Origin of the sequence: Actinocorallia libanotica (assembly GCF_039525175.1) — a bacterium.
Taxonomy (GTDB): domain Bacteria; phylum Actinomycetota; class Actinomycetes; order Streptosporangiales; family Streptosporangiaceae; genus Actinocorallia; species Actinocorallia libanotica.
Genome location: NZ_BAAAHH010000006.1, coordinates 195877 through 209653 on the forward strand (window position 1 = coordinate 195877; position 13777 = coordinate 209653).

The following is a 13777-nucleotide window of genomic DNA, read 5'->3' on the forward strand; positions in this document are numbered from 1 at the left end:
GTTTGAGGGCCCGGAGCAGCCATGGCTCGACTGGCTGGTCCTGTCCGGCATGAGCACGAAATGGGCGCATCACCGGTTGCCGCCTCCGGGGCGGCACTACCAGATCAGACTCCCATCGCAAGTCTGTTGACAATGTCAACGCGAATATGTGAATCTTGTCAACAAGTGAAGGTGTACACTCCGCGCGGGGCGTACCCACCTTGCACGCGACGGGTGAAACGGGGAGGGGTTGTGAGCCTGGAGACGGTCGACGGACGGTTCCGGATCACAGGGATCGTGGGGCGCGGGAACATGGGCGAGGTGCACCGGGCCGAAGACCTTCAGGCCGTTCCGGGCTCTCCGCACCGGTTGGTCGCGGTCAAGACTGTGTTGCGCGGCCGGACCGGAGTCGCGATTGACGTGTCGGGGTCTGGCAAGGAGATCGACCGCTTCCGCCGCGAAGTGCGGATCATGCGCATGCTCTCCCAGGGCCACCCGAACCTCACCCTGCTGATCGACGGCGGCGTGGACGGGACGCCGGGCGGCAGCGGCCTGCCCTACCTGGCCATGGAGCTGCTGGATGGTGATCCGCTCGCGGACCTCATCGACGAGGAGCCCCAGCTCCCTATTTCCTGGGCCGCCGCCGTTGGAGCGCAGATCGCCGCCGGTCTCGCTGCCGCGCACACTGCTGGGGTCGTCCACCGTGACCTGAAGCCGGCCAATGTGATGTTGACCCGTGACGGCACCGTCAAGGTCCTGGACTTCGGAATGGGCTCGGTCGTCGACGATCCCGACCAAACGCGACTGACCAGCACAGGCGTCAGCGTCGGCACGGCCCGCTATATGGCACCCGAGCAGTTCCGTGCCGAGCGGGTCTCCGCCTCGGCCGACCTCTACGCGCTCGGCTGCATCCTGTACGAGCTGCTGATCGGACGGCCGCCGTTCTCCGCCAAGACCCCGTACGAGCTTTCCGAGCAGCACCAGCACGAGCGGCCGCCCCAGCTAACCCTGGTGCGCCCGGACCTGCCCGCCGAGCTGGTCCGGCTGGTGGACCGCCTCCTGGAGAAGGATCCCGAACTGCGGCCCGAGAACGCCGCCGGAGTCCGTGAGGCGCTCGTCCCACTCGCGCTCGCGCCGGACGACACGGCCGCCTTGCTGGCTCCGCACTGGCAGGTGATGGACCCGGTGGCGCGGCTGCGTACCCTGCTCCCCGAGCCTGCCCCGGCCGCACCCGCGCCCGTCCCGCGCAGGCAGCCGCGCCTGCCCGAGACCATGGACGTCTTCGGCATCCATGCGGACCTGATCAGCGAGTACGAGAGCTTCACCAAGAGCGCGACAGTGATTCGTGATGCCCGGATCGCTGGCTTCGTCGAGGACGACCTGACCGCGAAGTCACAGTGGCCCGACCCGTGGCTGTCGTTGAACCCGTTCTTCGCCGACGGCGGCCAGGTCACCGACCTCGTGCGGGACGGAGTGCTGCACCCCAGGTGCGCGGAGATTTTCCAGGCCAGCAAGAAAGAGACCTCACTCCGCCCGGACGGCCGGCCGCTGACCTTCCACCTCCACCAGCGGCAGGCGATCGAGGCCGCCCAGGCGGGCGACTCCTACGTACTCACCACGGGCACCGGTTCCGGCAAGTCGCTTTCATACATCGTCCCGATCGTGGACCACGTGCTGAAGGAGCGTCAGTCTGCGAGACCGGACGCCGGGGGCCGGGTGCGCGCGATCATCGTCTACCCGATGAACGCGCTGGCCAACTCGCAGATGGAGGAGCTGAAGAAGTACCTGCGCCACGGCTTCGGAACGGGCCGCGAGCCGGTCACCTTTGCCCGCTACACCGGCCAGGAGTCCGACGAGCAACGTCGGGAGCTGCGCAAGAATCCGCCGGACATCCTGCTGACCAACTACGTGATGCTGGAGCTGATGCTGACCCGGCCGGACGACCGGTCCAGCTTGATCCGCATGGCCGACGGGCTGCAGTTCCTCGTCTTCGACGAGTTGCACACCTACCGAGGCCGGCAGGGCGCCGACGTGGCGTTCCTGATCCGCCGGGTCCGTGAGGCCTGCCGAGCCTCCGCGACCCTGCAGTGCATCGGCACCTCGGCGACCATGTCCACCGAGGGCTCCTGGGAGGACCAGCAGCGCGAGGTGGCCAGGGTCGCCGGCCGACTGTTCGGCACGACGGTGCTGCCGAAGCGGGTCATCGGCGAGACCCTGGTCCGGGCGACGGAGGAGGCTCCCGAGACCGTGCCCGCCGAGCGGCTGCGGGTGCCGGCGGCACCCCGCTCGTACGAGGCGCTGACGAAGGACCCACTGGCCCGCTGGGTGGAGTCCCGGTTCGGTCTGGAGCACGAGAAGGGCACGGGGCGGCTGCGCCGCTGTGCCCCGGGCACTGTCGAGAAGGCCGCGGCTGAGCTGGCCGACCAGTCAGGGGTGGCCGAGGAGAGCGTGCGCGAGGCGATCCGCACGACCCTGGAGGCAGGTGCGCAGGCGAAGCATCCGGTGACGGAGCGGCCGCTGTTCGCGTTCCGGCTGCACCAGTTCCTCTCCAAGGGCGACACCGTCTACACGACGCTGGAGGACCCGCTCAACCGGCCGCTGACCCGCACCTACCAGCTGGAGCAGCCGGACAGCGACGGCAAGCCGCTGTTCCCGCTGGCGTTCTGCCGTGAGTGCGGCCAGGAGTACCTGACCGTCTGGCGCACCGAGGAAGGCGGCGCGTTCCGGTACGAGCCGCGTCGGGACACCTCCGCCTCCGGCGGCCGCGAGGGCGAGGGGTACCTTTACCTGGGCATACCCGGGGAAGACTACGAGTGGCCGGCCGATCCACAGAAGGCCGTGGACGACAGACGGTTGCCGGAGTCGTGGCTCGAACCGGACGCGCAGGGCGTGACGGTCGTCAAGAAGTCCTACCGGCCTCGGGTGCCCAAGCGCGTCGTCGTGGACGCCTACGGGAACGAGTCGGGCGAGGGGCTAGTGGCGGCGTTCGTCCCGGCGCCTTTCTTGTTCTGTGTGCACTGCCAGGTCTCCTACGAGCAGACCCGTGGCCGGGACTTCGCCAAACTGGCCACGTTGGATCAGGAGGGGCGTTCCTCGGCGACCTCGCTGATCTCCGCGTCGATCGTGAGATCCCTGCGGGCGGTGCCCGAGGAGAGCCTGAGCAAGGAGGCGCGCAAGCTCCTCACCTTCGTCGACAACCGGCAGGACGCCTCGCTGCAGGCCGGGCACTTCAACGACTTCGTCCAGGTGACTCAGTTGCGCGGCGCCCTGTACCAGGCGGCGTTGCAGGCCAGTGAGGAGGGACTGCGCCACGACGACCTCGCCGAGGCTGTGACCGGGGTGATGGAAGTGTCGCCGCGCGAGTACGCGGCGGGCACGGACCTGACCCCGTCCATGGAGCGCCGGGCGGCGAAGGTTTTCCGGGACGTCGTCGGATACCGCCTCTACCGTGACCTGGAGCGCGGCTGGCGCATCACGATGCCGAACCTGGAGCAGACGGGACTGCTGCGGATCGACTATGAGGATCTGGACTGGCTCGCCGCCCGGCCCGAGCGCTGGCAGTCCGCCCACGCCGTGCTGCGCGACGCCGACCCGGCGCTGCGTGAGGAGATCACCCGTACGCTGCTCGACTTCATGCGGCGTGCCCTCGCCATCGATGTGCAGTACTTCCGCGACGACTTCGACACCCTGCAGCGGGCGAGCGAGGAACGCCTCACCGGGCCGTGGGTGCTGGGCGACAGCGACCAGCCGACCGTCGGAACCGCCTACCCGTACGGTTCACGGCCGGGCATGGAGCGCTCTGCGCTGTTCCTGTCGGCCCGTGGCAAGTTCGGCAAGTACCTCCGGCGGAACATGCCCGAACTGCGCGACCTTCCCCTGGACGATGTCCAGCGCGTCATCGAGGACCTGCTGAAGGTGTTGCGGGACGCGGACTTGGTGCGCGAGGTGGAGGCGGCCCCTGAGCACTCCGGCCCGGCTTACCGCCGCCGTGTGGCGGAGAAGCGCACTGGTTACCGGGTGTCGGCCGCCGCCCTGATCTGGCGGGCCGGGACCGGCGAGCGGGGAGCGGTCGACCCGCTGGCGCGCACCTACAGCAGTGGCGAGGGTCCGCGCGTGAATCCGTTCTTCCGCGACCTCTACCGGACCGCGGCCGCCGAGTTGGCCGGCCTGTTCGCCCGGGAGCACACCGCGCAGGTCACTCCGGAGGACCGGCTGGAGCGCGAGAAGCTGTTCCGTGACGCCGAACTGCCCCTGCTGTACTGCTCGCCAACGATGGAGCTGGGCGTGGACATCTCCTCGCTCAACGCCGTGTTGATGCGCAATGTGCCGCCGACCCCGGCGAACTACGCGCAGCGTTCGGGCCGGGCGGGCCGTTCCGGTCAGCCCGCGCTGGTGACCACGTACTGTGCGACGGGCAACAGCCACGACCAGTACTATTTCCGCCGCTCCCAGGACATGGTGTCGGGGCAGGTGGCCCCACCGCGTCTTGACCTCGCCAACGAGGATCTGGTCCGCTCCCACCTGCAAGGCATCTGGCTGGCGGAGACCGGCATGAAGCTCGGCACCGCGATCCCGGACGTCATTGACGTCGCCTACGACCCCGATGGCGGCGACCGTCCGGATCCGCAGATGCCGCTGCCGCTCCTCTCTCACATCCGCGACCTGTCCCTGGACGAGGGTGCTCGCCGACGCGCGGTTGCGGCCGCCCGTACCGTCCTCGCCCCGCTGATCACGGACTTGGAGTCGACCACCTGGTGGTACGACGAGTGGATCGAGGACCGGATCGAGCGGGCGCCCGAAAAGTTCAACGAATCCTTCGAGCGGTGGCGCCAGCTGTTCCGAGCGGCCGTCATCGACCAATACGAGCAGAACAAGCGTGTCGTCGACCACACTCTCTCCCCGGGTGAGCAGAGCCGGGCGCGCACTCGCCGCCGGGAGGCCGAGACACAGACGAACCTGCTGTTGAACCGCTCCGTCGACAGCAAGTCGGTGATGAGCGACTTCAATCCGTACCGCTATCTGGCCTCCGAGGGGTTCCTGCCCGGCTATAGCTTCCCGCGGCTTCCGCTGGCCGCGTACATCCCGCGCTCGGGCAACCGCCGCAACGCCGACGGCGACTACCTGCAGCGTCCCCGGTTCCTCGCGATCCGCGAGTTCGGCCCCGGTGCGCTCATCTACCACGAGGGCGCCCGCTACCAGGTCACCCGAGTGCAGCTGCCGCCGGACGCCTCAGGCGACCTGGCGACGGCGGAGGCCAGGCGCTGCGACGGCTGCGGCTACCACTACGCCGTCAAACCCGGCACCGACAGGTGCACGATGTGCGATGAGGAACTGAGGAGCAAGCGCACCGGTCTCCTCCACCTGCACACCGTGTACACCACGCCGCGTGAACGGATCTCCTCCGACGAGGAGGAACGCCGCCGGGCCGGTTTCCGCCTGGAGACCTCGTACGCGTTCCAGGACCACGGCGCCCGCAAGGGACGCCTCACCTCGCATGTCACCGACGCCAGCGGCGCGCTCGTCCTCAACCTGGACTACGGTGACTCGGCGACCGTCCGCATCACCAACCTCGGCCGCGTCCGCGACAAGGAGGGCGAGCCGGACGGCTACTGGCTGGACTTGGGCGACGGTCGCTGGCTCAACGACCGGGCCGCCGCGGACGCCATCGAGGGCACCGGCATGCCGGTGGTCGACGAGGACGGCAACGAGAAGCGCCGCAAGAAGCGAGTCCTGCCCTACGTGGAGGACCGCCGCAACATCCTCGTGGTCACTCTGGACGAGCCGCAGCCCGAGCCGGTGGCGTGGTCGTTCCTCTACGCGCTGGAGCGGGGCATCGAGGCGGCGTTCGAACTGGAGGACTCCGAGCTGACCGCGGAGCTGCTGCCTCCGGACGACGGCCCACGCCGCCACATGCTGTTCACGGAGGCCGCCGAGGGAGGCGCCGGTGTCCTGCGCCGGATCCAGCACGATAAGGACGCCCTCGCCAAGGCCGCCCGCACCGCCCTGGAGATCTGCCACTTCGACCCGGACACCGGCGAGGACCAGGGAGGGCCGACGGACGAGGAGAAGTGCGCCCGCGGCTGCTACGCCTGCCTGCTGACCTACGCCAACCAGGCGCACCACCGGCAGCTGAGTCGGCACGCCGCCCACCCGCTGCTGGTGCGGTTGGCCGACGCTGGCACCGAGCGGGAGGATCGCGGCGAGTCCCGTAGCGAACGCTTCCGCAGGCTTGCTCCGGCAGTCGGCAGCGGGGGCGCCGCCCCTGAGAGCATCTCGCTGACCCCGGTGGAGGCGGGACTGGCGGCCCTCGTCGCGCAAGGCGATCTGCTCGGCTGGCTGCGGGCGAAAGGCTACCGGCTGCCGGACGAGGCCGATGTCCTCGTGCAGGAGGCGGGGGCGTGCCCCGATCTGGTGTTCCGCCTGGACGGTGCCAACCTCGCCGTGTTCGTCGACATCCCCGGCCGCACGACCGACTCCACCCGCGATGTCGAGGCCGGCTATCGCCTGGAGGATGCCGGCTGGGACGTCCTGCGCTTCCCGACGGACGCGGACTGGGACGCCATCACGGACAACAACGCCGCCTACTTCCACCTCCGTTGATCGCCTCACCGGCTCCCGACCTTTAGGAACTGAGACATCTCATGAGCCTCACGTACACAGTCGGCTCCCTGGTCGCCGCCCGCGGCCGGGAGTGGGTGGTCCTGCCCGAAAGCGCACCCGACATGCTGGTGCTGCGCCCGCTGGGCGGGAGTGAGGACGACGTCGCGGCTGTTTTTCCCGCCTTCGAGGACGTGCGTTCCGCCGAGTTCACGGTACCGAGCTCGGCAGACCTGGGCGACCAGCGCGCCGCTGGCCTGCTGCGCACGGCGTTGCGCATCGGGTTCCGGTCGGGTGCGGGCCCGTTCCGCTCCTTGGCGTCGATCGCTGTGGAACCTCGCGCCTACCAGCTGGTGCCGCTGCTGATGGCCTTGCGGCAGCGCAATGTGCGACTACTGATCTCGGACGATGTCGGTATCGGCAAGACGGTCGAGGCGGGTCTGATCGCCAAGGAGCTCCTCGCGCAGGGCGAGGCGACCCGGCTGGCCGTGCTGTGCTCCCCGGCGCTGGCCGAGCAATGGCAGGGCGAGCTGCGGGAGAAGTTCGGCATCGACGCCGAGCTGGTGCTGGCCTCCACGGTGTCGCGCCTGGAGCGCGGTCTGGAGCTTGGCCAGTCCCTGTTCGACAAGCACCCGTTCACGATCATCTCGATGGACTTCATCAAGTCGACCCGTCATCGCGAGGACTTCGTACGGCACTGCCCCGACCTGGTGATCGTCGACGAGGCCCACACGTGTGTGGCCGCCGACGACGCCGCGCAGGGTGCCGCGTCATCCTCCTCGAACCAGCTCCGCTACGAGCTGCTGCGGAGGATCTCCGCCGACGCCGACCGTCACCTGCTGCTGCTGACCGCGACGCCGCACTCCGGCAAGGAGTCCGCGTTCCGTAATCTGCTCGGCCTGGTGCGGCCCGAATTGGCGACGGTGAACCTCGAAACCCCGGCGGGGCGGGCGAAGCTCGCCGAGCACTTCGTGGCCCGCAAGCGCGCCGATGTTCGCGACTACCTCACCAAGGAGGACGGCCTCGCCGACGACTCCCTGGCCGAGCGGACTGCCTTCCCTTCCGACCGCTGGACCAAGGACGAGCCGTACAAGCTGACGCCCGCCTACCGGGCGCTGCTCGACGACGCCATCGCCTACGCCAGGGACCGCGTCGAGGCGGCTGGTGAGCAGGGCAAGCGGGAGGCCCGTATCGCCTGGTGGTCGGTGATCGCGCTGCTGCGCTCGATGGTGTCCTCGCCGGCGGCCGCCGCGCAGACCCTGAAGACCCGCTCCGAGTCCGCCGCCGCCCGCACGGCGTACGAAGCGGACGTCCTAGGCGCCCCGGTGGCAGCCGACTCCGCGGACAGCGACCGGCTGGAAGGCATGGACGTCGCGCCGGGCGCTGCCGAGACGGAGGATGCCGGTGCCCGGCTGTTGGAACTCGCCGAGCGGGCCGCGCAACTCGTTGGTCCAGCCGAGGATGCGAAGCTGAAGGCGCTCACGCGGCACCTGAAGAACCTGATCGCCAACGGCTACCACCCGATCGTCTTCTGCCGCTACATCCCCACCGCCGAGTACCTGGCCGAGCAGCTCGACGGCAAGCTCGGCAAGAAGACGAAGATCGCCGCCGTGACCGGCACCCTCTCTCCGCAGCAGCGGCTGGAGCGCATCGAGCAGCTTGCCGCCGAGGCCGCAGAGGCCGACGACCCGGCCGTCCGCCGCGTGTTGATCGCCACCGACTGCCTCTCCGAGGGCGTCAACCTCCAGCACCACTTCGACGCCGTCGTCCACTACGACCTGGCCTGGAACCCGACCCGCCACGACCAGCGCGAGGGCCGCGTCGACCGCTACGGCCAGAAGCGCGACCAGGTCCGCGTCATCACCATGTACGGCGAGGACAACGGCATCGACGGCAAGGTCCTGGAGGTGCTGTTCAAGAAGCACCGCCAGATCAAGAAGGACCTGGGCATCTCCGTCTCCGTCCCCGACGAGACCGCCTCTGGCGTCACCGATGCCGTCGTGGAGTGGCTGCTGCTGCACGGCCGGCAGGGCAGCCAGGAGAGCCTGTTCGACCTGGGCGGCCGCCAGGAGTCGTTCGACCGCATTGAGCGTGAGTGGAACTCGGCCGCTGAGCGAGAGAAGACCTCCCGCTCCAAGTACGCCCAGCGCGCCATCCACCCGGAGGAGGTGGCCCGCGAGGTCGCCGCCGTGCGGTCCGCGCTCGGCGGCGCCGAGGAGGTCCACGACTTCGCCTTGGAGGCGCTGCGTGACCTGGACGCTCTGGTCCGCGACCCGCGCGACGGCAGCGGCGACTTCACCGCCCAGGTCGGCGGCACCCCGGCCGGCCTACGTGACGCGCTCGCCGCTACTCTCGGCGGCCGACTCGTCGAAGAGGACCGCGAGATCCCGTTCCGCAGTACTCCGGCGATCGCCCGCGGCGAGGCCGCGCTGGTCCGCACCGATCCGGCGATAGGGGCCATCGCCTCGTACGTCCTGGACTCGGCGCTGGACGTGAACGCCCTCGGCCCCCGCCCGGCACGCCGCTGCGGTGTGGTCACCACGGACGCGGTCGCCACTCGCACCACGCTCCTCCTGGTCCGCTACCGCTTCCACCTCACCCTGCCGTCCCGCACCGGCGAGCGACAGCTCGTCGCCGAGGACGCTCGCCTGCTCGCCTACGAGGGCATGCCGTCACGCGCCCGCTGGCTGGACGCCGACGCGGCCACCGCCCTCCTCGCAGCCCGCGCTACCACCAACACCCACGAACAGCTCGCCCGCAATCACATCACCCGCGCTCTGGACGGTCTTCCGGACCTCGCCGGGCACCTCACCGAGTACAGCAAGGGTTTGGCCGCCGAACTCGACGCCTCGCACCGCCGGGTCCGAAAGGCCAACGAGGAGATCGTCCGCGGCCTGAAGGTCGTCCCGCAGGAGCCCGCCGACGTCCTCGGCGTGTACGTCTACCTGCCGCAGCAGCCCGTTTCCATCTCGTCGGGAGCCGAAGCCTGATGTCCGCCGCCACCCGCACCGCCCTGGCCTTCACCGCCGTCACCACAGTCGGCGGGCTGCTCCCCGCCGACATGCTGCTGCGCATCGCCGAGGCGCGAAACCTACCGGGCACAAAGCCCGTCGACTACGGCCTACCCGCCTCCGTGCCCATACGCGACGAGGCCGAGCGCGCCTGGGAGTACCTCAAGCCGCTCTGGCGCGACCTGCGTACCACCCTGCCTGCCGACCCCACCACCGGTGCACCCGCCGCCGACCCCACCGGTCGGGCCGACACCGACTGGCTTACCCAGCTCTTCCGCAAGCTGGACTTCGGCGCGCTGACGGAGGTCGGCGCGGCGGGCATCGCGGCTGACTCCGACCCGGAGAAGCGATTCCCGGTCTCCCACCGCCACGGCCTGGCCTTGGTCCACCTGATCCCCTGGAACCAGGAGCTGGACAAGCGCCCGGTCCCCGGCCAGGTCCCCGCGCAGTCCATGCTCCAGGACTGTCTCAACCGCACCGAGGCCCACCTGTGGGCCGTCCTCGCTAACGGCCGCCGACTGCGCCTGCTGCGCGACTCATCGTCCTTCGTCACCGCGGCCTACGTCGAGTTCGATCTGGAAGCCATCTTCGACGGCGAGCTGTTCAGCGAGTTCGTCCTGCTGTATTGCGTGCTGCACGCGTCCCGGTTCACGGTGGCGGAGGGGGCGACAGCTTCGGGGTGCTGGCTGGAGAAGTGGCGCACGGTCGCCATCGAGTCTGGCAGCCGGGCGCTCGACCACTTCCGCAACGGCGTCCAAGCGGCCCTCACTGTCCTTGGCACCGGGTTCCTGAGCCACCCGCACAACAACAAGCTCCGCGAACACCTGGACGTCCACACCTTCCAGACAGCACTGCTCCGGCTCGTCTACCGCATGATCTTCCTCTTCGTCTCCGAGGACCGCGACGCCCTGCTGGACCCCGAGGCCGACGAACAGACCCGCGACCGCTTCACCCGCTATTTCTCGACCGCCCGCCTCCGCCGCCAGGCCTTGCGCCGACTGGGCACCGCCCACGACGACCAGTACCGCGCCCTGGAGCTGCTGATCGGGGCGCTGGGCTCCGAGGAGGGGCGCCCCGAGCTGGGCCTGAAGGGACTCGGCGGCCTCTTCAACGACACCCCCGCCGACGAGCCCCTGCGCGGCGTACGACTGACAAACCGCCACCTGTTCGAGGCCGTCAAGCACCTGGCCCGCGTGCGCGACGCAGGCTCGGCCCGCTGGCGTCCTGTCGACTATCTGCACATGGGCGCCGAGGAACTCGGCTCGGTGTATGAGGCCCTGCTGGAACTGGTACCGAAGCACAGCGTGGCCGACCGCACCTTCGAACTGGTCGACCGCATCGGCAACGATCGCAAGAAGACCGGCAGTTACTACACCCCGACCGCGCTCACCGAGACCCTCCTCGACTCGACGCTCAACCCGGTGATAGACGACGCCGTGAAGCGCGGGGAGCAGAACGCGAGCGCCAACGGCCGTCCGGACCCTACCGACACGATCGTCGAGGAACTGCTCTCCCTCACGGTCTGCGACCCTGCCTGCGGGTCGGGCCACTTCCTGGTGGCGGCGGCCCGTCGTATCGCTAAGCGCGTCGCTGCTGTCCGCGAACGCAACCCCGAGCCCACAGTCGAGGCCGTGCGCCATGCCCTGCACGAGGTCGTCGCACGCTGCGTGTACGGCGTGGACCTCAACCCCATGGCGGTCGAGCTGGCCAAGGTGTCGCTGTGGTTGGAGGCTATGGAGCCGGGCAAGCCCCTCAGCTTCCTGGACGCGCATATCAAGCACGGCAATGGTCTGATCGGCGCGACCCCGGCGCTAATGCGGGACGGCATCCCGGACAGGGCGTTCAAGAAGACCGAGGGCGACGACGAGGCGTGGGCCCGGTCGCTACTCAACCGCAACGCATTGGAACGCGAGGGCCAGGGAGACCTGTTCGAGATCGAGACGGAGACCAAGGTCGCCAACTCCTCCTTCGCACGCGGCCTCCGCCTGATCACCACGGCCCCGGACAACAGTCTCGCCGACGTCCGCCGCAAGGAGACCACCTACCGCGACTGGGCGACGTCGGCCGAGTATCTGCGGGCCCTGCACCTGGCGGATGCGTGGTGCGCGGCGTTCGTCTGGGTCAAGCACGAGGACGCGCCACCGGCCATCACGGACAAGGTGTTCCGGGGGCTGGGGGACCCGGAAGGCGACGCGGCGCCGCAGTCGACGCACGACGAGATCGTGCGTCTGCGCAACCAGTACGCCTTCTTTCACTGGCACCTGGAGTTCCCGGAGGTCTTCCACGTGCCGGAGGATCCCGCTCTGGCCGAGGCTGGGAGAGTGTCCGAGGAGATGGCCCCGGGTACCGGCTGGGCGGGCGGATTCTCGTGCGTGGTGGGCAACCCGCCGTGGGACAAGGTCGACTTCCATGACAAGCAGTACTTCAGCGTGGTAGACCCCAAGATCGCAAATATCTCCGGCACGGCCCGCCGCACTCGCATCGCCGAGTGGGAGGAGGAGAACCCGGAAGCTGGAAAGCGATACCGGCAGGCTCGGCGCACGGTCAAGGGGATGTTCCACTTCGCGGGCGACTCGGGGGTGTTCCCGCTGTGCGCGAAGGGGTTGACGGTCAAGGGTGTCAACTCCCTCCAGACGGACCAGCTCTTCGCCGAGCGGATGGCGAACGTGGTCGCGCCCGAGGGACGTTTCGGCCTGATCCTGCCAACAGCGGTCGCCACGGGTGCAAGCTCCCAGTATCTGTTCGGTGACTTCGCTCGGCGGGGGGTTCTGGCGTCTCTGTACGACTTCGAGAACCGCCGCCCGAAATCACCCACGCTGCCCCAGGGCGGCAGATGGTTCGAGAGCGTGCACTCCAGCTACAAGTTCTGCCTGTTCACCCTCACCGGACGCGCCGCACGCGCGGACGCCAGCCGTGTCGGCTTCTTCCTGTCCGACATCACAGACCTAGAAGACCCGAACCGAGTGTTCGCCTTGGACCCCGAGGACCTGGCTCGGATCAACCCGAACACGGGCACCCTGCCGGTGTTGCGCACGCAGCGCGACGCAGACATCACGGCCGACGTCTACCGGCGCATGCCGGTGCTGTGGAACGAGAAGCGGCGGGACGGCAACCCGTGGGGCATGCGCTTCAAGCACCTCTTCAACATGACCGACGACTCCGACCTGTTCCGCAGCCGCGAAAGGCTTGAGACCGAGGGGTGGAAACCGCAGGGCAACGTCTTCGAGCGAGACGGGGAGCAGATGCTGCCTTTGTACGAAGGCAAGATGGCCCACCTCTTCGACCACCGCTGGAACTCCTACACCGGTACTGGCAACGAGGACCGCCGTCGCATCAGCACCTCGGAGAAGGCAGACCCTGCGGCATGTGCTGATCCCCGGTACTGGATCCTCGAAGGCAGCCCCATCCCCACAGTCCGCCGAGGCAAGGACATTGAGGAACGTGGTGTCGACGAGCGTCTCGCCAACGTGCACTGGACGCACGACTGGCTGCTGGGCTGGCGAGATGTATGCCGTGCGACGGATGAACGCACCGCTATCCCCGCCTTCCTCCCGCGTACGGCCGTCGGCAACACCTACACCCTGATGCTCCCCCGCGTCGCACCCCCGCTGGTCGCAGCCATGGTCGCCACCCAGTCTTCGCTTATTTTCGACTTCGTGAGTCGACAGAAGGTCAGTGACGCTCACATGAAGCCGTTCATCTGGAAACAGCTCCCCATCCCCACCCCCACCTCCCTCGAACCCCACCTCCCCTTCTTCCTCCCTCGTGTCCTCGAACTCGTCCACACTGCCTACGACATGACCCCGCTTGCACGCGATCTGGGCTACGAGGGCAAACCGTTCCGGTGGGACGACGACCGCCGCGCCCAGCTGCGGGCCGAGCTGGACGCGTACTTCTTCCATCTCTACGGCATCTCCCGCGAGGACACCGATTACATCTTGGAATCCTTCCAATCAGAGTCGGGCGGCCTGAAGAACAACGAGATCGCCAAGTTCGGTGAGTACCGCACCAAGCGACTCGTCCTCGCTGAGTACGACCGCATGGCCACTGCCGGACTGACCCTGGAGACCCCGCTCACCGAGGGTGAGTCCGGCACATATCGCTCCACTCTCGTCCCGCCCCCCGGCCAGGGCCCTCGCCATCCCGCCTGACCACGTCAGGTCAACGGCTGGCTCTTCCCAGTGCCTGGC

General features: G+C 68.8%; 3 protein-coding genes. All 3 read left to right on the forward strand.

The window, feature by feature from the left end; genetic code table 11:
• Positions 1–276 precede the first annotated feature (276 nt).
• The 3 genes from ABD140_RS10970 to ABD140_RS10980 are packed head-to-tail and all read left to right on the forward strand — an operon-like array spanning position 277 to position 13738.
• Positions 277–6579 carry a protein kinase domain-containing protein gene (locus ABD140_RS10970; RefSeq protein ID WP_344239566.1) on the forward strand — a complete coding sequence of 2101 codons (6303 nt, stop codon included), beginning with the start codon at positions 277–279 and terminating at the stop codon, positions 6577–6579.
• A gap of 41 nt (positions 6580–6620) precedes the next feature.
• On the forward strand, positions 6621–9566 hold the full coding sequence (locus tag ABD140_RS10975) for a DEAD/DEAH box helicase (RefSeq protein ID WP_344239524.1): 2946 nt from the start codon (positions 6621–6623) through the stop codon (positions 9564–9566).
• Entirely contained in the window at positions 9566–13738 is a 4173-nt protein-coding gene (locus tag ABD140_RS10980) for an Eco57I restriction-modification methylase domain-containing protein (RefSeq protein ID WP_344239527.1), read from the forward strand. Before ABD140_RS10975 ends, ABD140_RS10980 begins: the two co-directional genes overlap by 1 nt.
• Positions 13739–13777 lie beyond the last annotated feature (39 nt).

Bases quoted from the DNA above. Each gene is read 5' to 3' on its own strand.
- ABD140_RS10975 (WP_344239524.1), top strand. From the start codon at position 6,621: ATGAGCCTCACGTACACAGTCGGCTCCCTGGTCGCCGCCCGCGGCCGG.
- ABD140_RS10980 (WP_344239527.1), top strand. From the start codon at position 9,566: ATGTCCGCCGCCACCCGCACCGCCCTGGCCTTCACCGCCGTCACCACA.